Annotated in this window: 23 protein-coding genes and 1 pseudogene; 11 read left to right on the top strand and 13 right to left on the bottom strand. The window is 63.6% G+C overall.

Going from position 1 to position 18,263, the window contains the following annotated elements; genetic code table 11:
• Positions 1–211: 211 nt before the first annotated feature.
• Positions 212–742: a protease adaptor protein RcdA gene (gene rcdA / locus ACFQ2F_RS05185; RefSeq protein ID WP_379086710.1), complete on the bottom strand. Its 531-nt coding sequence runs from the start codon at positions 740–742 to the stop codon at positions 212–214.
• Positions 743–955: 213 nt separating this feature from the next.
• Between rcdA and ACFQ2F_RS05180 the strand changes: the two genes are divergently transcribed.
• Positions 956–1,585 carry a class I SAM-dependent methyltransferase gene (locus ACFQ2F_RS05180; RefSeq protein WP_379086707.1) on the top strand — a complete coding sequence of 210 codons (630 nt, stop codon included), beginning with the start codon at positions 956–958 and terminating at the stop codon, positions 1,583–1,585.
• Between the two features lie 219 nt (positions 1,586–1,804).
• On the opposite strand, the gene ACFQ2F_RS05175 is transcribed toward ACFQ2F_RS05180, so the two are convergent.
• On the bottom strand, positions 1,805–1,993 hold the full coding sequence (locus ACFQ2F_RS05175; protein WP_379086704.1) for a DUF1192 domain-containing protein: 189 nt from the start codon (positions 1,991–1,993) through the stop codon (positions 1,805–1,807).
• 81 nt (positions 1,994–2,074) lie between these two features.
• On the opposite strand from ACFQ2F_RS05175, the gene ACFQ2F_RS05170 reads away from it, so the two are divergent.
• From ACFQ2F_RS05170 to ACFQ2F_RS05160, 3 genes and pseudogenes are all read left to right on the top strand, one after another.
• Positions 2,075–3,076 carry an NAD(P)H-quinone oxidoreductase gene (locus tag ACFQ2F_RS05170; RefSeq protein ID WP_379086701.1) on the top strand — a complete coding sequence of 334 codons (1,002 nt, stop codon included), beginning with the start codon at positions 2,075–2,077 and terminating at the stop codon, positions 3,074–3,076.
• 186 nt (positions 3,077–3,262) lie between these two features.
• Positions 3,263–3,875, top strand: a pseudogene (locus ACFQ2F_RS05165) (DUF1013 domain-containing protein); the annotation flags it as partial.
• 468 nt (positions 3,876–4,343) lie between these two features.
• A complete protein-coding gene (locus ACFQ2F_RS05160) occupies positions 4,344–5,972 on the top strand; it encodes an acyl-CoA synthetase (protein ID WP_379086698.1) in 1,629 nt (542 codons plus the stop codon).
• 102 nt (positions 5,973–6,074) lie between these two features.
• Here ACFQ2F_RS05160 and ACFQ2F_RS05155 read toward each other — a convergent pair whose 3' ends face one another.
• Complete coding sequence (locus ACFQ2F_RS05155) at positions 6,075–6,365, bottom strand: hypothetical protein (RefSeq protein ID WP_379086695.1); 291 nt, start codon at positions 6,363–6,365, stop codon at positions 6,075–6,077.
• Between the two features lie 224 nt (positions 6,366–6,589).
• Here ACFQ2F_RS05155 and ACFQ2F_RS05150 point away from each other — a divergent pair, with 224 nt between their 5' ends.
• Together ACFQ2F_RS05150 and ACFQ2F_RS05145 are read left to right on the top strand one after the other, a co-directional pair.
• On the top strand, positions 6,590–6,979 hold the full coding sequence (locus ACFQ2F_RS05150; protein ID WP_379086692.1) for a tautomerase family protein: 390 nt from the start codon (positions 6,590–6,592) through the stop codon (positions 6,977–6,979).
• Between the two features lie 81 nt (positions 6,980–7,060).
• On the top strand, positions 7,061–7,477 hold the full coding sequence (locus ACFQ2F_RS05145; RefSeq protein ID WP_379086689.1) for a DUF1622 domain-containing protein: 417 nt from the start codon (positions 7,061–7,063) through the stop codon (positions 7,475–7,477).
• 27 nt (positions 7,478–7,504) lie between these two features.
• On the opposite strand, the gene ACFQ2F_RS05140 is transcribed toward ACFQ2F_RS05145, so the two are convergent.
• Positions 7,505–8,176 (bottom strand): SH3 domain-containing protein, encoded by a 672-nt coding sequence (locus ACFQ2F_RS05140; protein WP_379086686.1) that lies wholly within the window; start codon positions 8,174–8,176, stop codon positions 7,505–7,507.
• Between the two features lie 234 nt (positions 8,177–8,410).
• On the opposite strand from ACFQ2F_RS05140, the gene ACFQ2F_RS05135 reads away from it, so the two are divergent.
• Positions 8,411–8,785: a SpoIIAA family protein gene (locus ACFQ2F_RS05135; RefSeq protein WP_379086683.1), complete on the top strand. Its 375-nt coding sequence runs from the start codon at positions 8,411–8,413 to the stop codon at positions 8,783–8,785.
• A 113-nt stretch (positions 8,786–8,898) separates the two neighbouring features.
• On the opposite strand, the gene ACFQ2F_RS05130 is transcribed toward ACFQ2F_RS05135, so the two are convergent.
• The gene (locus ACFQ2F_RS05130) at positions 8,899–9,075 is read right to left on the bottom strand and encodes a YdcH family protein (RefSeq protein ID WP_379086680.1); all 177 of its coding nucleotides are present in this window, start codon (positions 9,073–9,075) and stop codon (positions 8,899–8,901) included.
• 253 nt (positions 9,076–9,328) lie between these two features.
• Between ACFQ2F_RS05130 and ACFQ2F_RS05125 the strand changes: the two genes are divergently transcribed.
• The 3 genes from ACFQ2F_RS05125 to ACFQ2F_RS05115 all read left to right on the top strand — a co-directional run bounded on the left by ACFQ2F_RS05125 (position 9,329) and on the right by ACFQ2F_RS05115 (position 11,304).
• Positions 9,329–9,535, top strand: coding sequence for a YdcH family protein (locus tag ACFQ2F_RS05125; RefSeq protein ID WP_379086677.1), 207 nt, complete (start codon positions 9,329–9,331; stop codon positions 9,533–9,535).
• Positions 9,536–9,660: 125 nt separating this feature from the next.
• Positions 9,661–10,191: a 5-(carboxyamino)imidazole ribonucleotide mutase gene (gene purE / locus ACFQ2F_RS05120; RefSeq protein ID WP_379086675.1), complete on the top strand. Its 531-nt coding sequence runs from the start codon at positions 9,661–9,663 to the stop codon at positions 10,189–10,191.
• A gap of 27 nt (positions 10,192–10,218) precedes the next feature.
• Complete coding sequence (locus tag ACFQ2F_RS05115) at positions 10,219–11,304, top strand: 5-(carboxyamino)imidazole ribonucleotide synthase (RefSeq protein ID WP_379086672.1); 1,086 nt, start codon at positions 10,219–10,221, stop codon at positions 11,302–11,304.
• Between the two features lie 12 nt (positions 11,305–11,316).
• Here the strand turns inward: ACFQ2F_RS05115 and ACFQ2F_RS05110 are convergent, their stop codons facing one another.
• The gene (locus ACFQ2F_RS05110) at positions 11,317–12,570 is read right to left on the bottom strand and encodes a glycosyltransferase (RefSeq protein ID WP_379086669.1); all 1,254 of its coding nucleotides are present in this window, start codon (positions 12,568–12,570) and stop codon (positions 11,317–11,319) included.
• A gap of 128 nt (positions 12,571–12,698) precedes the next feature.
• On the opposite strand from ACFQ2F_RS05110, the gene rpsU reads away from it, so the two are divergent.
• Positions 12,699–12,977 carry a 30S ribosomal protein S21 gene (rpsU, locus tag ACFQ2F_RS05105; RefSeq protein ID WP_379086666.1) on the top strand — a complete coding sequence of 93 codons (279 nt, stop codon included), beginning with the start codon at positions 12,699–12,701 and terminating at the stop codon, positions 12,975–12,977.
• 62 nt (positions 12,978–13,039) lie between these two features.
• On the opposite strand, the gene ACFQ2F_RS05100 is transcribed toward rpsU, so the two are convergent.
• From ACFQ2F_RS05100 to ACFQ2F_RS05070, 7 genes are all read right to left on the bottom strand, one after another.
• Positions 13,040–13,915 carry an alpha/beta hydrolase gene (locus tag ACFQ2F_RS05100; protein WP_379086663.1) on the bottom strand — a complete coding sequence of 292 codons (876 nt, stop codon included), beginning with the start codon at positions 13,913–13,915 and terminating at the stop codon, positions 13,040–13,042.
• 127 nt (positions 13,916–14,042) lie between these two features.
• Positions 14,043–14,381, bottom strand: coding sequence for a GIY-YIG nuclease family protein (locus tag ACFQ2F_RS05095; RefSeq protein ID WP_379086660.1), 339 nt, complete (start codon positions 14,379–14,381; stop codon positions 14,043–14,045).
• A gap of 71 nt (positions 14,382–14,452) precedes the next feature.
• Entirely contained in the window at positions 14,453–15,850 is a 1,398-nt protein-coding gene (locus tag ACFQ2F_RS05090) for an NAD(P)(+) transhydrogenase (Re/Si-specific) subunit beta (protein ID WP_379086657.1), read from the bottom strand.
• Between the two features lie 2 nt (positions 15,851–15,852).
• Positions 15,853–16,287 (bottom strand): proton-translocating transhydrogenase family protein, encoded by a 435-nt coding sequence (locus tag ACFQ2F_RS05085; protein ID WP_379086654.1) that lies wholly within the window; start codon positions 16,285–16,287, stop codon positions 15,853–15,855.
• The gene (locus tag ACFQ2F_RS05080) at positions 16,284–17,630 is read right to left on the bottom strand and encodes a Re/Si-specific NAD(P)(+) transhydrogenase subunit alpha (protein WP_379086651.1); all 1,347 of its coding nucleotides are present in this window, start codon (positions 17,628–17,630) and stop codon (positions 16,284–16,286) included. Before ACFQ2F_RS05080 ends, ACFQ2F_RS05085 begins: the two co-directional genes overlap by 4 nt.
• Before the next feature lie 99 nt (positions 17,631–17,729).
• The gene (locus ACFQ2F_RS05075) at positions 17,730–17,873 is read right to left on the bottom strand and encodes an aa3-type cytochrome c oxidase subunit IV (RefSeq protein WP_379086648.1); all 144 of its coding nucleotides are present in this window, start codon (positions 17,871–17,873) and stop codon (positions 17,730–17,732) included.
• Between the two features lie 115 nt (positions 17,874–17,988).
• Positions 17,989–18,255 carry a hypothetical protein gene (locus ACFQ2F_RS05070; protein WP_379086645.1) on the bottom strand — a complete coding sequence of 89 codons (267 nt, stop codon included), beginning with the start codon at positions 18,253–18,255 and terminating at the stop codon, positions 17,989–17,991.
• Positions 18,256–18,263 lie beyond the last annotated feature (8 nt).

Below are 18,263 nucleotides of genomic sequence, written 5' to 3'. Positions count from 1 at the left end.
ACGCGCAAAGAGACCGCCTACGGCAGCCCCATTCCCAAAATTCCCCAACTTCGCCCCCCGGCAAACTGAACTCTCTTCAGGTATCTTATTGAATTAGATTGAAAAAAGCCGCTGCGTACACTGTCCGCAGGAGGAGGTGCGTCCGCGCGCGCGAGGATTGTGCAGGGCGCCAGAGCGGCCGGCTCGCGCAGGGACTCTATTGGTTGGCAGTCTATTCGCTGGTGTCGAAAGCAGCACGCAGCTGGGACATCTGGCGGTGCAGCGGATGCTCGGCTTCGGAAGCCGGCGGATCACCGTCGAGATTGAGCATCTGATCGAGCCGGAGCACACGGTCCTGCAGCTTCAGGCTTTCTGAGACCAGGAACCTCAACCGCTCCGGCAGGGCTTCGAAATCCTTCGTGGGGTGATCGCCGCTCTTCACCGGTAGCTTGATCTTGCGCTGCTCTTCCAGCGCCTGCTCGGCCGAAAGCTCGCCTTCCGTCACCGCGCGCCGAATCAGAAGCCAGGAGGCGAGCTGCATGAGCCGCGTCGTGAGCCGCATGCTCTCCGTCGCATAGGCCAGCGACAGCGGCGGCTTCAGCCCGCGAGCTTCCAGGCGTCCTTCTCCGTCGAGATAGGCGGCCGCCTCCTCGACGAGCGCCATTCCCTCACGGAAAACCGCCTTGAACTGCTCAGATTGTGCGAATTTAGCGCCGAAGGAGACTGTTACGTCGCCTTCACCGCTACTCGAACGTTCCGCCATCGGCTTCCCCCTGACGTCCCTGGCCGGCGCGCACACTATGCCAAGTCGCTGGCCAGTCGACCACCTCATGCGACAATAGGTTAACGGCTCTAATGTGGCCTCTCCACAGCCTTCCTTCTAAGGACTCCGCCCCCTTCTATGCTAGCTTCTGCCGCTCCTGGAAGAGCGGAATGCCTACCATGTTGAAAACCCTGCCATGTTGAAATCCACGCTATGCTGAAGTCATTGCAGCTGCGCGTCCGCAAGCGGATGCCCCGGAGCGTTCGTCAAATCGTGCGCGTCGGCCGGAACGCCATCGCGCGCGGCGAAGCCTCCCCGCGGCTTCCTGCGCATCTGCTCGAGGACTGCCGGGTCTGCGCCTCCCGGAACGACCTCCTGACCAAGCTGCCCCAAGGCGGACGGATCGCCGAGATCGGCACCGATAGGGGCACCTTCGCCAAGCGCATCCTGAAACGGAACGCGCCAGCCGAGCTTCATCTCGTCGATCTTGACACCTCGCATCTGATGAAAGAGGTGGCCGAAAATCCGAAGGTCACGGTGCACGTCGGCCGCTCCACCGATGTGATCGGAAGCTTCCCGGACGGCCATTTCGACTGGATCTATATCGACGCCGACCATTCCTACGCCGGCTGCCTGGCCGATGCGCGGGCCGCGGGCGCCAAGGTGAAGCCCGGCGGCTATCTCGTCTTCAACGACTTCGCCCATACCGACCTGGAACATGGCCGCTATGGCGTCCATCGGGCGGTGAGCGAGTTCGCCGTCGAGAACGACTGGCCCTTCGCCTGGTGGGCCTATGAGCGCAACGGTCTGTATGATGTAGCGCTCCGCCGCCCGGAAGGCTGAAACCCCTGGAATAAAGCCAAAAAAAGAGCCGCCCGGAGGGCGGCTCAGGAAGTTAACAGGGAGGCGTCAAACAGAGTGGTTGGGGCCACTCCGATCCAGAGGACTGGATAAGGGGAACATTAAGGGTAAGTTCCTAAGAGTTCGTTAATGATAACGTTGGATTCACCTAAACAAATTCTTGACGCGGCCAAGACCTGAGGCCCGGAAAAGCTCCGGCCTTCAGCTCTTGAAGGCGGATTCCGCGGCATCCTTGGAGGCTTTCTTCGCCGCCATGGTCGCTTCCACCCGCTCGATCTCGTCCCGCAGGGATTGCGCCAGCTCTTCCAGCTCGTCGACGGAGAGCTTGGAAAGATCGGCGCCCAGGCTATGAATCTCGGGCTTTTTCGGCTCCAGCTCGCTCCAATCCATCTCCACCTCCTATCATCTGCCCGCCAGATCGTTACACTCGGCGCGAAATGCGACTGCCCCAATTCTAATCGGAGACACTTGATGCTGCCATCGACCATGACCGTGATCGAAACCGAAGACAAAGGCGGCCCCGAGGTCCTGAAAGTCGCCGAGCGCCCCCTCCCCGAGCCGGGCAAGGGAGAGGTTCTGATCGAGGTCCATGCGGCGGGCGTGAACCGCCCCGACGTGCTGCAGCGGATGGGGCTCTACCCCGCCCCGAAGGACGCCTCGGATCTGCTTGGCCTGGAGGTCGCCGGCAAGGTCGTGAAATGCGGCGAAGGCGCCAATCGCTTCAAGGAAGGCGACGAGGTCTGCGCGCTGGTGAATGGCGGCGGTTACGCCCAATACGCCGTGGCGCCGGAAGCCACCACCCTGAAGAAGCCGGAGAATCTCTCCTTCACGGAAGCCGCCGCCCTGCCTGAAACCGTCTTCACGGTCTGGCACAACGTCTTCGAACGTGGGCAGCTGAAGGAAGGCGACTGGCTGCTGGTCCATGGCGGCTCCAGCGGCATCGGCACCACCGCCATCCAGATGGCCACCCTGAAGGGCGCCAAGGTCATCGTCACCGCCGGCACCGACGAGAAATGCCACGCCTGCGAGGAGCTCGGCGCGGTCAAGGCCATCAACTACAAGGAAGAGGATTTCGTGAAGGTCGTGAAGGAGATCACCGACCGCCATGGCGCCGACGTGATCCTCGACATGGTGGGCGGCGATTATATCGAGAAGGACATCCACGCCGCGGCCACCGAAGGCCGCATCGTGCAGATCGCATTTCTGCAGGGCTCCAAGGTCGAGGTCGATCTCGTGCGGCTGATGATGCGCCGCCTGACCCTCACCGGCTCCACCCTGCGCGCCCAGTCCGATCAGGCAAAGGCGGAGATGGCCCGCGCCATCGAAACCGCCGTCTGGCCCCTGGTCGAGGACGGCAAGCTCGGACCGGTCATGGATTCTACCTTCGACCTGGAAGATGTGGCCGAGGCCCATAAGCGGATCGACGACCCCCACCATATCGGCAAGATCGTGCTGAGCGTGGAGCACGGCTAGGGCGAAGCCCTACAAATTGTAAGGAAAAAGCGGCCTGCAACCGACGGGAAGCGTTTGCGTCGAAAACCCGCAAGCCCTATATAGGGCTTATCCCCTTCATTGATGACAAAAGGCTCTCGCGCCGGAAGGGGGCGAGAGGCCGCCCGGATTCCATAAGGTATCTTTCGCCATAAGGTTGCTCCGCTCATGACCCGTATTCCGCTGATGCCCAAAGCGACCGCCGTCTGGCTGGTCGACAACACCGCGCTCACCTTCGAGCAGATCGCCGAGTTCTGTCACCTGCACGTCCTGGAGGTGAAGGGCATCGCCGATGGCGACGTGGCGCAAGGGATCAAGGGCATGGACCCGGTCTCCGCCGGCCAGTTGAGCCGCGACGAGATCAAGGCTGCCGAGGAAGATTCCTCCCACCGGCTCACCCTGCTGGAGCCGAAGGTTGAGGTGCCCGAGGTCAAGACCAAGCGCGGCCCGCGCTACACACCGGTCTCCCGCCGTCAGGATCGCCCGAACGCGATCCTCTGGCTGACCAAGAACCATCCCGAGCTGAAGGATTCCCAGATCATGCGGCTGGTGGGCACCACCAAGCCCACCATTCAGGCGATCCGCGACCGGACCCATTGGAATTCGCCCAATCTCCAGGCCCAGGATCCGGTGACCCTGGGGCTGTGCTCTCAGATCGATCTCGATGCCGAGGTGAAGAAGGCCGCCGCCCGCGTTGAGCGCGAGCGGAAAGCGGCCGGCGAGACCGCGCCGCCGCCCGGCGGCACCCTGATGCCGAGCGAAGAGACAACCGCGCCCGCGTCGACGCAGCCGCCGGCCTACTCCGCCGACGATGCCGAGCGCGTGCTGGAGGATGAAGCGGAAGCCTTCGTGGACGACGGCTACACCACCGACGATCAGGATGCGCCGGATCCGGATTCAGTGTTCTCCAAGCTCCAGCACCTGAAGGAGGACCTCTCCAAGGACCCGCTTCAGCAAGCCGAGGACGATGCCGCTCCCAAGGAGCCGCCCCACAACGAGGCGCCGGACCAGCCCTCCGCCGAAGACATCTTCAAGACGACCGAGAGCGTCGAGAGCCGCGACTCGGACGAAGACGGCCAGGACGGTTCGGAGACCGACGAGAACAAGAGCTAGGCGCGGGAAGCCGCTTGCGGCCTCTCCTCCGTGACATCGAAACAGCGCCGGCGAAGAAATCAGAGCCGCCGGCGCATATTCCGATTGATGCAAGCCGCGTCGCTTGATCTGTTAGGGCATCGTAGGGGGGCATAGCATGAGTACGAGTCCTTACGACTTCCATCTGGGGCCAAACCCGGCCAATTATCAGCCGCTTACGCCGACGGTCTTTCTGGAGCGTGCGGCACAGGTCTATCCGGACCACACCGCGATCGTGCATGGCACGCAGCGGATCCCGTATCGGACATTCTACGCCCGCTCCCGCCAGCTCGCCTCGGCGCTGACGGCCCGCGGCATCGGCGTGGGCGACACGGTCTCGGTCATGCTCTCCAACACGCCGTCCATGCTGGAGGCCCATTACGCGGTCCCCATGACGGGGGCCGTGATCCACTGCATCAACACCCGGCTCGACGCGGCGATCATCGCCTTCCAGCTCGACCACGCCGAGACCAAGCTCCTTATCGTCGATACGGAGTTCGCGGGCGTTATGAAGGAAGCCCTCGCCCAAGCGAGTGTGAAGCCTATCGTGCTGAACTACGAGGATCTTGAGAGCGGCATCGAAGGCGAGACAATCGGCGACGAGGATTACGAGGCCTTCCTCCAGGAGGGCGATCCCGACTATCCGTGGCAGCACCCGAGCGATGAGTGGAATGCCATCTCGCTCAACTACACCAGCGGCACCACCGGCAACCCGAAGGGCGTTGTCTACACCCATCGCGGCGCCACGCTCATGTGCTACTCCAACACCATCGCCACGGGCATGCAGACCCATCCGGTCTATCTCTGGACGCTGCCGATGTTCCACTGTAACGGCTGGTGCTTCCCCTGGACCATCTCACTCGTGTCCGGCACCCATGTCTGCCTGCGCGCGGTCCGTGCCAAGCCCATGTATGACGCCATCGCCGACCACAAGGTGACCAATCTGAGCGGCGCACCGATCGTCATGTCGGTCCTGCTGAACGCCACCGACGAGGAGAAGCGGGAGTTCGACCACAGCGTCTCCGTCAACCACGCCGCGGCCCCGCCGCCCGCCGCCGTGCTGGCCGCTATGGGCGAGGCGGGCTTCGAGCTCACCCATCTCTACGGGCTGACCGAAACCTACGGTCCGGCCACCCTCAACGAGTGGAAAGAGGCGTGGGACAAGCTCGATCACGAGGAGCGGCTCAAGATGCGCATCCGTCAGGGCGTGCGGTATCACGCCCTGGAAGATCTCACCGTGAAGGACCCGGAGACCATGGAGACGGTCCCGGCCGACGGCGAAACCCTCGGCGAGGTCATGTTCCGCGGCAATATCGTGATGAAGGGCTACCTGAAGAATCGCGAGGCGACGGAAGCCGCCTTCGCCGGCGGCTGGTTCCATTCCGGCGACCTCGGCGTGCTCCATCCGGACGGCTATATCCAGCTGAAGGACCGCTCCAAGGACGTGATCATCTCCGGCGGCGAGAACATCTCCTCCATCGAGGTGGAGGACGTCCTCTACAAGCATCCGAGCGTGGCCGCCGCAGCCGTGGTCGCGAAGCAGGACGAGAAATGGGGCGAGACCCCGTGCGCCTTTGTCGAGACCAAGCCGGGCGCCGAGGTGACGTCGGAAGAGATCATCGCCTATTGCCGCGAGAAGCTCGCCCACTTCAAATGCCCGCGCTACGTGGTCTTCACGGAGCTGCCGCGGACATCGACCGGCAAGATCCAGAAATTCAAGCTGCGCGATCAGGCCGACGCCGTCTGAACCGCCGAGCGCCCCGACATGCGCAAAAAGAAAGGCCCGCCGGAAACCGGCGAGCCTCTCTGATGGACATCGGCAGGCTCTTAAGCCTGAGCCTTATTAGTCCTAATAGCGCCAGCGACGCTTCCACCGGCGGTCGCGGTCGTAGCGGTGATGACGGTCATACCGATGACGATAACGGTCGCGATCGCCGTCGATATAGACGCCTACGCCGGGCGCTCTCAGACGGAAATCGGCACCGCCGCGACGGCAGCGGCGATCGAAAAGCCCGCAACCGCGGACACCCACCTGGGTGACGCCGGCCGGAACGGAAGACTGGATGCTCGTCGCCGTGGCGGCACCAGGTGCGGCGGCAGCCGGTACGGCCGCAAAGCCGAGGCCCAACGCAGCCGTCATTGCTATCGCGATCTTTCTCATGGTCTCCTCCTCTCTTGGGAATTGATTACCGCGCTAAAGGAAAATGGCCTGCGGCGACCAAATGGTCCCCACGGCCAGCGCGAGATGATAGCTTCGTGAATACAAACCCTTAGCCACGCTCGCTGGTTCCTCCGCATCACCAAAACGTCACACCCGGAAAGCGCCCGAAAGGACCGCAAGGAAGGCCGAAAAAGGAAAAATCCATGCCATTCATCAAAATCGACGTGATCGAAGGCCGCACGAAAGAAGAAGTCGACACGCTTCTGGATGCGATCCACGCCACGGTCCTGGAGGCCTTCAAGGTGCCCGAAGGCGACCGCTATCAGATCCTGAGCGAGCACCCGAAGACCCATATGCGCTTCGAGGACACCGGCCTCGGCTTCTCGCGGACCGACAAGGTCGTCTTCCTGCATGTGACCACGAGGCCCCGCCCGCGCGATCAGAAGGAGGCGTTCTATCGTCTCGTCGCAGAGAAGCTGAAAGCCGAATGCGGAATTGACGATACCGATGTCATGGTCAGCATCCTGGAAAACGGCGACGAAGACTGGTCGTTCTCCCATGGCCGCGCCCAGTTCCTTACCGGAGAGCTGTAGACGAATCGCCGAAACGGCTTGGCCGGCCCCGCACCCGTAGAGGAGAATTGAGCCTCGCGAATCGGGAAGCCCGGCCGGCCGATGCTCGAAGAGAATTTCAAGGAAATTGCCGAACTGATCGCTATCGCGATCGAGGCGGGCGCTGTTGCCGTCGTCACCTACGGTGCGGTCGAGGCGATCTTCCTGCTGACCAGCGCTATCGCCAAGCGAGAGCCGACCGCATATCAGGGCCGGGTCATCTGGCTAAAATTCGCGACCTGGATCCTGCTCGCCCTGGAATTTGCTCTGGCCGCGGACATCGTCCGCACGGCCATCGCCCCCACCTGGAACGATATCGGCAAACTCGCCGCCATCGCCATCATTCGGACGGTGCTGAACTACTTCCTGGCGAAGGATATCGCCGCCTTCAGCGAAACCTTGAGCCAGTCCGGCGGGGAAGAGGCCGGAATCCTACCGCCGCGCCCGAAGACGCGGCGGCGGTCTAGTAAAGCTAGCTAGAGACTAATCGGCCTAGGGGCGAAACCCTTAGAGGCCGCCAAAGGCCCGGCGGAGAATGCCGCCCAGGGGACCGCGGCGCCGTTCATGGCGCACGCTGGTCTCTTCCACTTCCATGGCCCAATCGTCGGAATAAGCGGATTCGCTTTCATCCAGTGCGGGGCCAGTCCGGCCGGGCCGGTTCTCGTTGCCCAGCCGCGCCATGCGCATTTCGCCGGGCTTGGCGAGCTGATCCGCCTGGATCCAGCCGACAGTAGACGTCTTCGGCTCTTCCACTTTTGTCCAGCCGTCCTTCTCGTCCTGAACGAACAGCTTTCGGCCCACAGGGAAGGCCACGATCATCGGGGCGCCCGCGGCAGGCTCGGACCGCATCACGGCATCGGTGCCGGCGACCTTGACCCACTGGTCGGGCCCGCCTTCTTTCTTGGCCGGCAGGGGCATCGTCCCATGCACATCCGAAGCCGTTGCAGACTTCATATCAGGTGCCGCGTCCTTCGCAGCCACAGGCCCTTTGGCCTGCGGTTTCTGCGCCGTCGTCTCGCGGATTGCTGCCTGGTATTCCAGCGGCGTGACAGCCTCGGTGTCTAGCGCCTTGGCGACATCCAGCGGGCCAATAGCCGATTGGGCCATCAGAAAGACACCCAGCCCGAAAATCGCGGCACTGGCCATCCAAAGAGAAGCGACGATCTTGTTCACTCGCATGGGGAGCTCCGTCCGTCCTTAGGTGTCTCCGATATCACTTGTCCCATTAACTTCTCGCGCTTGGGAAACGTTCCCCCTTTGGTCGCAAGATGCACTTCCCCTATGAGCGACCCTCGTCGCGCCAAGCGAACCCCGTGCTAGGCAGGCGCAGCGCACGCCGATACCATGCGGCGTGCGCCGGCCAGTGGGGCCGGTCACCTCGCCCATGAACGCGCTTGAGGATCTGAGACATCGATGCTGAGCTACAAGGAGTTCGACAACGCTAAAACGGCCGAAATCCGCATCGCCGGCAAGGTCTCGACGGAGGAATTCGACGAGGTGGCCGAGAAGCTCGAAGCCTTTATCGAGCGCCATGGCGAGGTCCGGCTCATGGAGATCTTCGAGAGCTTCGACGGCATGGAGGCGCGCGCCTTCTGGCACGACATCCGCTTTTCCTTGCGGCACCTGCGCGACTTCGACCGCTGCGCCGTCGTGTGCGAAGCGACCATCTTCGACCTCTGGTCGGAGCTCGTGGCACCCTTCACGAAATGCGAAGCCCGCCAGTTCAAGCCCGACCAGATGGAAGAGGCCCGCGAATGGCTGAGCGGCACCGGCGACGCCGAGATCTAGGGATCAGATCAGCCACGCGTCATCCGGCCCATAAAGCCATCGCCTGGGCCACAAGCCCGCAATTTTCGTAACGTCGTCGTCTCAAGTCCCGTCAGACCGGGACCGTGCCCCTCTTAATGAGGCGACTGCTGCTTGAGGCGTTCCATCTCGTCCTTGAGACGCAGCTTCTTGCGCTTCCAACCGGTGATCTTGATGGGATCGGCCATTGGCCTGGCCTCCTCCTGCTCAATCTGCCGCTCCAAAGCCCTGTGCTTCTCGGAGAGTTCAGTGAGATGTGCGTCAAGCGCCATATCGAGACCTCCACTTTAGATATGTGGATCATCGAGTTTGACCGAACGCATCGGCCTTGTCTAACGCTCATATGGAGGGACTGCTCACAAATTGTTTCAGGGCCACAAAGCCGCCGCTGCTATTGCGCAAAACCGCCGCCATCGCCTTGCGCCTGCCACCTTTGCCGAGTGATACTCCGCCCGTCCTTTGAAGCAGGGGGCCAGCCCGCCGGAAGAGGCCCGGCGGCATCAAGAGGGGCGGAAGGACACTCCGATGGAAAGCGAGGAGCTTGTAGAGCTCCGCCAGGCCTTGGAGCGCCTGAAGCAGGAGCATCGCGACTTCGACAGCGCCATCAACGCGCTGGAGGAGTCGGGCTTTGCCAATCAGCTCGAGCTGCGGCGGATGAAGAAGAAGAAGCTTCTCCTCAAGGACGAGATCGCGCGTATCGAGGACATTCTGCTCCCCGATATCATCGCCTGAGCGGTCTCGATGAGCGCTTGAGGCGCCTTGGAAAATCCACCCGCGCCACCTTGCCAAGCCCTTGCGCAACCCTATAATCGCGCGCTTTTCCTGAGAGAGGCGCAAGGTGCGCCGGAAAGCAATCGATGAGCGAGCCTAAGCCAGACACGGCAGGCGCAGAGAACCCCAGCACCGACACGCCGAGCGTCGGGATCATCATGGGCAGCCGGTCCGACTGGCCGACCCTGCAGAAGGCGGCCGAGGTGCTGGACAAGCTGGCCGTGCCTTACGAGACGCGCATCGTCTCCGCCCATCGCACGCCCGACCGGCTCTACAGCTACGCCAAGGAAGCGAAGCCCCGCGGCCTGAAGGTGATCATCGCCGGCGCCGGCGGTGCGGCCCACCTGCCGGGCATGACCGCCTCCATGACGCCGTTGCCTGTGCTTGGCGTACCCATCGAGAGCCGCGCTCTGAAGGGCCTGGATAGCCTGCTTTCCATCGCCCAGATGCCCGCCGGGGTGCCCGTCGGCAGCCTGGCCATCGGCGATGCGGGCGCCACCAATGCAGGGCTGCTCGCGGCGCAGATCCTCGCCATCTCCGATCCGGAGCTCGCCCAGCGCGTTGACGACTGGCGCAAGGCCCAAAGCGACTCCGTCGCCCACGCCCCGGAAGATTAGGCCCGGAAGACTAGGATTGAGACGCTCATGAGCGAGATGCTCCCACCCGGCGGAACGATCGGCATCCTCGGCGGCGGCCAGCTCGGCCGCATGCTCTCCGTGGCCGCCTCCCGTCTCGGCCTGAAAGTGCATATCTACGCCGACGGGCCGGATTCGCCGGCCGGTCAGTTCGCGGCGGAAACGGTCATCGGCGCCTATGACGACGAAGCGAAGATCGCCGAGTTCGCAAAAGGCGTCGATGTGATCACCTGCGAGTTCGAGAACGTCTCGGCCGGCGCGCTGGACGCCGCTGCCAAGGGTGCCCGCGTCGCACCGCCGGCCCGCGCCTTTGCCATCACCCAGGACCGGCTTCTGGAGAAGCAATTCGTCGAGGAGCTCGGCATCCCCGTTGCGCCCTTCGTCGCCGTCGATACGGCCGATGATCTACGCAAGGCGGTGGAAAAGCTCGGCACCCCTGCCCTGCTCAAGACCCGCCGCTTCGGCTATGACGGCAAGGGGCAGGTGGTGGTCCGCAAGGTGAACGACGCGGAAGCGGCCATGGAAGAGATCGGCGGCCAGCCGGCCATCCTGGAAGGCTTCGTGAAATTCGACCGGGAGGTTTCCGTCGTGGTCGCCCGCGCCCTGGATGGCACGCTCGGCTTCTATGACGTGGCGGAGAACCATCACCAGGACGGCATCCTGTCCAGCAGCCGCATCCCCGCCAACATCACCGGCAACTGCACCTATAAGGCTCGCGAGATCGCCGGCAAGATCGCGAGCGCCCTGGAGCATGTCGGCGTGCTTTGCGTGGAGATGTTCCACTGCGAAGGCGATGCCGACGAGCTGGTGGTGAATGAGATTGCGCCGCGGGTGCACAATTCCGGGCACTGGACCATCGATGGCTGCCAGGCGAGCCAGTTCGAGAACCACATCCGCGCCATCGCCGGCTGGCCGTTGGGCCCCACGGGCCGCCATTCCGATGCGGTGATGACCAACCTGATCGGCCACGATGTCGACCGCTGGCCGAAACTGGCGGCCGATGAGCGCGTCGCGCTTCATCTCTACGGCAAGGCCGAGACCCGCCCGGGCCGCAAGATGGGCCACTTCACGAAGATCTCGCCGAAATCGAGCTAGGGGCCCCCGCCCCTAAAACGTCAGCGCGTCGATCATCCCCGCAGCATCCTCCGCGCCGCGCTCCTGGCCGATGGCCGAGCCGATTTCCGCGGCCCGCGAAAGCGTATCCCAGCTCCGGGCATCCTGCAGAGCCCGCGCCAGTCCGCTGGGCGTCAACGCGCGCAAGGGCGGCATCTTCGGCCCCGCCCCGAGGGCATTCACACGGCGGCCCCAATAGGGCTGGTCGACACCCATGGGGCAGATCACCGTCGGCCGGCCCCATCTCAACCCCTCATGGGTCGTGCCCGCCCCACCGTGATGCACCACCACGGCGCAGCGCTGGAACAGCCAGTCGTGCGGGACCTCTTCGAGCGTATACATGCCGTCCGTCGGCTCGGGATCGAGACCGCCCCACCCCGTGGCCAGCACACCGCGCATGCCCGCCAGCTTCAGGCCCTTGATCACCGTCTTGGTCTGCCGCTTCACGTCTTCCGCTGGCATGCTGCCGAAGCCCACATAGACAGGCGGCGGCCCGCTGGCGAGGAAATGCTCCAACGCCGGCGGCGGCTGGAAATGGGATGTCTGGTCCAGGAACCAATAGCCGGTGATCCGCTCCCGCTCCGTCCAGTCGTCCGGGGCCGGCGCCAAATAGCGGCTATAGCCGTGCAGCCGCTGCCGCAGCCGTCCGGCCGGGTCGTAGCCTTCGAAGAAATTGGTCGGCCCCCGCATATCGAGGCCGAGCTTGCTCTCCCGCCACTTGCCGATCAGGGATTTCTGCGCCCAGCGCGTCACCCGGTCGATCAGATCGTGGCTCAGCCGGTTGCCGATCCAGCCGAGATCGGGCAGCGGCGTGAAGGGATTCGGAAACGCGCCGGTGGGCACGAAGGCCGGCTGCAGGGTGGACGGAATGGCGACCACACCAAGCGCCTCGGCGATGTGTTGGGCCGCGAAACCTTTCGGGTGATAGACGATGACGTCGGGGCGGAACTCCTGCGCCATCCCCCACATCTCGTCGAACTGGATCCTGACCAGCCCCTTGAACTCACGCATGGCCCTGAAACGGCCAGCGATGCTGCGGAAGGCTTCATGGGCGACGGGAAGGTTGATGATCTCCCGGAAATCGATGGAGACCGTTGCCGGCTCGATGCCGTGCTCGCTGATCAAATCGTCGAAGCCCTGCCCGGTGCACAGCGCCACCTCGTGGCCCATGCGGACCAGGGCCGCCCCAAGCGCCACATAGGGCTGGACATCGCCCCGCGTACCGAACGTGAACAGCAGAACCTTCAAACCGCCCCCCTTTGGAACCTTACCAGGTTCCCAACCGTCTTATGCTCGCTGGACAAGCGGCGGTCCTTTTGCTAGGTACTGCCCCAGATTCGAGGTCGGCCCTTACCGCCGTTACCCCGGCGTGGGCTTTGACCCGCTTCGATCCTTCAAGATCACGACTATTCGGAGATAGCACTCAAGTGCAAGTCGTTGTACGCGATAACAATGTTGATCAGGCGCTTCGTGCCCTGAAAAAGAAGATGCAGCGCGAGGGCGTGTTCCGCGAGATGAAGCTGCGGAACTACTACGAAAAGCCCTCCGAGAAGCGCGCCCGCGAGAAGGCGGAAGCCATCCGTCGCGCTCGCAAGCTGGCCCGCAAGCGCGCCCAGCGTGAAGGTCTCGTCGCCGGACGTGGCCGTCGCCGCTAAGGCGCATCTGCTTTTTCTTTTAGACTGAGACGACCGGGACGCCTCGCCCCGGAACCGTCACCCTAGCCCGCAGCCTCGGCGCTTGCGGGCTTTTTGGTGTTGGAGGACTGGCCGCCAGCGGCCTTTTCCTTATCCAGCCCCTGCAGGTACTCGTCGACGGTGACGAAGGCCCCGTGCTCGTAGAGGTCATTGTGATCGGCCTCCGGGAACACCACCATCTGCTTCGGATCCGGCGCCTTGGCGTAGAGCTGCTCGGCCATATAGAGCGGGATCACGCTGTCCTGCTTGCCGTGCACGATCAGAAGCGGCATGTCGACCTGATCGATCACGTTGATGGTCTTGTATTTGTCGACCATCACCAGCCGCAGCGGCAGGAACCACCAGGTCAGCCGGCCGACGGAGACCGCAGAAGTGAACGGCGCTTCCAGCACCAGGGCCTTGGCCGGGCGCTTCAGGGAAAGCTGGGTTGCCACCGAGGTACCTAAGGACTCGCCGTAGATCACGATATCCTTCGGCTTCAGGCCGCGCTCCATGAGGAGATCGTAAGCGAGCTCGGCATCGGCGATGTTGTCGGCTTCCGTCGGCTTGCCTTCGGAGCCGCCGAACCCGCGATAATTCAGCATGAAGAGCCCGTAGCCGGCCCGCTTGATCTCGTCGATCTTGTGGGCGCGGCCGGCGACCGATCCGCCATTGCCGGTAAAGTAGAGTAGCGTCGGCATGCCCTCGCGTCCCGGCACCCACCAGCCGATCAGGGTCACGCCGTCCGGCGTCTTGAACCGCACCTCCTCGACAGCCTCCAACGCCGTTTCTTCAGGCGCCGTATAGGTCGGGTCGGGCTTGTAGACGAAATGTCGGTGAATGCGATAGGCGCCCACGCAGATGATCGCGTAGGCCGCCACGAAAAGCAGAAAGATACCGAGCCACATGGAGCGAGACATACTCCGCCCTTAGTTTATCTGAAAGCGCGAATTCGGCGCACCTTCGCACATGCCTAACCGGCAATTGCCTCAAGTTTGGGGCCGAAAGCCCGAAGCCGCCTCCTTCGAGGCGCGCTCCGCGCGCACCTCAGGATGACGGCTTCTCTCGCCCCGCCCGCCTTCTCGCAAGGGCACTCACGCGATCCCAGTCTCCATGAATAAGAGCTGCCTTCTTGGCGCGGCTCCAGCCCTTTAGCTGCCGTTCGACTGCGATGGCATCTGTCACGCGATCGAAATGCTCCGACCAGACCAGCTCGACGGGTAGCCTCGAAGACGTGTAACCCCTGATCGTGCCGGACTGGTGCTCGTCGATCCGAGGCGTGAGATCATCCCCGGTCGCGCTCCCGACATAGAAGGATGTAGACGTAGCACCCCATCCGCAGCCCCAAGCAGCCGGCCAAATGGCGCCCCGAAAGATGGCACCCAAGCAGCCGTCATCCTGAGGTGCTCGGCGCGGAACGCGTCGAGCCTCGAAGGATCGGCTGCTCCAGCACCGAGCTAAAGCGACTTCACGATCTCTTCGGTCATCTTCTTCGCATCGCCCAGCACCATCATGGTGTTGTCGCGATAGAAGAGCGGATTGTCGATGCCCGCATAGCCGGACGCGAGCGACCGCTTGTTGAAGAGCACCGTGCCCGCCTTCCAGACCTGGAGAACCGGCATGCCGTAGATCGGCGAGGACGGATCGTCCTCCGCGGCCGGATTGGTCACGTCGTTGGCGCCGATGACGTAGACGACGTCGGCCTGGGGGAACTCGCTGTTGATGTCCTCCAGCTCGAACACCTCGTCGTACGGCACCTGGGCTTCGGCCAAGAGCACGTTCATGTGCCCCGGCATGCGGCCCGCCACCGGATGGATGGCGTATTTCACCTCCACGCCCTCTTCCTTGAGCGTGTCGGCCATCTCGCGCAGCGCATGCTGAGCCTGCGCCACCGCCATGCCGTAGCCCGGCACGATGATGACCTTGCCCGCATTCTTCATCAGGAACGCGGCATCCTCGGCCGAGCCGAGCTTGACCGGCTTCTGCTCGCCGTCGCCGCCCACAGGCCCCGCAGTCTCGCCGCCGAAGCCGCCCAGGATCACGCTGATGAAGGAGCGGTTCATGCCCTTGCACATGATGTAGGACAGGATCGCGCCCGAAGACCCCACCAGCGCGCCGGTAACGATCAGCGCCGTGTTGCCAAGGGTGAAGCCGATACCGGCCGCCGCCCAACCCGAATAGGAGTTGAGCATCGAGACCACGACGGGCATGTCCGCACCGCCGATGGGGATGATGATCAGGATGCCGAGCAGCAGCGAAAGGCCGGCGATTGCCCAGAACAGCACCGCCGTCTGCTGCTGGCAGAACAGCACCACCAGCACCACCAGACCGATGGCGAGGGCGAGGTTGATCAGATGCCGTCCAGGCAAGGTGATCGGCGCGCCCGACATGCGGCCCGACAGCTTCGCAAACGCGATGATGGAGCCGGTGAAGGTGATGGCGCCGATGGCCACACCGAGCGACATCTCCACCAGGCTTTGGATGGCGATATTGCCCGGCTCGCCGATGCCGAAGGCTTCCGGCGCGTAGAAGGCGGAGCCCGCCACCAGCACCGCGGCGAGGCCGACCAGAGAGTGGAAGGCCGCGACCAGCTCCGGCATGGCCGTCATGGCGATCCGGCGCGCAATGACCGCGCCGACGATGCCGCCGACCGCGATACCGCCGGCGATCATAGCCCAGGTGACCGGATCTTCCGGCGCGGCCACTGCCAGCGTGGTGACGATGGCGATGGCCATGCCGATCATGCCGACGAAGTTGCCGCGGCGCGACGTCTCCGGCGAAGACAGCCCGCGAAGCGCGAGAATGAAGAAGACAGACGCCAGCAGATAGAGCAGCGGGACGAACTCGTTGGTCATCTCTAGCGCTCCTTCCGCTTGTACATGGAAAGCATGCGCTGGGTGACCAGGAAGCCCCCGAAGATGTTGACGCTTGCCAGGATCAGCGCGGCAAGGCCGAGCAGCTTGGCGATCCATCCGTTGGTCTCGGACAGCGCGCCCCCGATCTCCACCGAGACGGCGAGCAGCGCGCCCACCACGATCACCGAGGAGATCGCGTTGGTCACCGCCATGAGCGGCGTGTGCAGGGCCGGCGTCACCGACCAGACCACGTAGTAGCCGACGAACACCGCCAGCACGAAGATCGAGAAGCGGAACACGAAATCATGGGCGGAATGTCCGCCCCCCGCCGCTTCCTGAGCGAAGGCCGTGCCCGTGATGAAGTTCTCCGCCGCCAGGCCGAAGCAAAGAACGGCAAGCGTCAGCCAGAGCTGGCGCAGTGAAAGCAGCTTGCTCATGAATTGCCCCCCTTGGTCGGACGCGTCGGTTGGGTCCGGCTCGTCTGCGGCTTGGCATTGCGCGATGGCGTCGTTTTGGCTGCCGGCTTCTTCGCAGTGGAAGATTTGGCAGCCGTACCGGCGCTCTTCGGTTTTGTGGTTGTGCTCTTAGTGGTCGACGTCTTGCGTGCCGCCGGCGTCTTGGCGGCAGATGCCCCGCCGCCGGACTTGAGATTGTTGGCGATCATCTCGTTCACGATTCCGCCGTCCTTGGCGATGCCCGTGCCCTTGATGACCTCGTCCTCCCAGTCCAGCGCGAGATCGCCCGTCTCCTTGTCGAGCATCACCTCGAGGAAGGAGACCAGGTTCTTCGCGTAAAGGCTGGAGGCGTTGACCGGGACCTCGCCGGGCAGGTTGAACTTGCCCATGATGGTCACACCCTTGTGCTCGGCGATCTCGCCGGGCTTGGCGACCTCGACATTGCCGCCCCGCTCCACCGCCATGTCGACGATGATCGAGCCGGGCTTCATGCTCTCCACCTGCGCCTTCGTCAGCAGCACCGGCGCGGGCCGCCCGGGGATCAGAGCAGTGGTGACGATGATGTCCTGGTTCTTGACGTGATCGGAGATCAGCTCGGCCTGCTTCTTCTTGTAGGCGTCGGACATCTCCTTGGCGTAGCCGCCGGCGGTCTCCGCCTCTTTGAACTCGTCGTCCTCAACCGCGACGAACTTGGCGCCGAGCGATTCCACCTGCTCCTTCGCGGCGGGCCGCACGTCCGTGGCAGTCACGATGGCGCCGAGACGCCGCGCCGTGGCGATGGCCTGAAGACCGGCAACGCCCGCACCCATGATGAAGACACGCGCCGCAGGCACCGTGCCCGCCGCCGTCATCATCATCGGAAGCGCGCGCCCGAAGGAGGCCGCGGCATCCACCACCGCCTTGTAGCCGGCGAGGTTCGATTGAGAGGAGAGAACGTCCATCACCTGGGCCCGGGTGATGCGCGGCATCAGCTCCATGGAGAACAGGTTGATGCCTGTCTTTGCCAGGGCGTCGAGGCCTTTAGGATCGCCGAAGGGCTCCAGCATGCCGATCAGCAGCGCGCCCTTCTTCATGTTCTTGGCGAGAGAGAGCTCGGGCCGCCGCACGGTCAGAACGATATCGGCGGCCTTCACCGCCTCGGCGTCCGACTTGGCGATCTTCGCGCCCGCTTCCTTATAGTCTTCGTCAGAGAAGTGAGACCGCGATCCGGCGCCGGAGCGGATAACCACCTCCGCGCCGTTCTTGGTCAGACGCTTCACGCTTTCCGGCGTCACGCCGATGCGCGGCTCGTCCTTGCCTTCTGCAGGCACTCCGATGGTGATCATACCGGATATCCGTCGCTTGGGTTGCAGCGCTGACGCGGCCGCACACCGATCGCCGATCTTTGCAAAGGTGATAGGCCGCCTCAGGGAGGCGGGTCGGGATTACGCGACGAAGATGGCGAGCAGGATCATCAGCGCCACAGTGGCGGCCGTGCCCCACATAGCGATCTTGATGAAGAGCGCATAGGTGCCCTTATGCTGCTCGTAATCCATTGCCGGATGGCATTCTGACGGATCGATCTTCATGTCTCTCTCCCCCGAACGTATTAGCCGTTCTTAGTGGTGGCATTTTCTTGCGCGGAGGGAAATAGCACAAAGCCTTATGGCGCGGCAATCCGTCCCGTGCGCATCCCATGCATCATCAGTCGCGCACCGCGTGAAGCCGCTCCGCGACCCGCCGCGCCCGGGCCGGATCGCCGGGAAGGCCCAGCGACTCCCTCTCGATCTTCAGGAGCGCCTCGGCAATCTCTCCAGCAGTGGCCCCGTCCGCGACGCACTTGGCGACAGCAGGGACATAGTCCTCGTACTCGTCTTCAGTGTCAGAGACGTCGCGAATGCCGATGGGATCCCACGCTTCACGCAAGACCGTGCGGACTTGCTCGAGCAGCGCACTAGAATCCTGTGTCATAGCACCCC

It is taken from the genome of Methyloligella solikamskensis (assembly GCF_042676065.1).
Taxonomy (GTDB): domain Bacteria; phylum Pseudomonadota; class Alphaproteobacteria; order Rhizobiales; family Methyloligellaceae; genus Methyloligella; species Methyloligella solikamskensis.
This window is presented reverse-complemented; position numbering and strand designations above follow the sequence as displayed.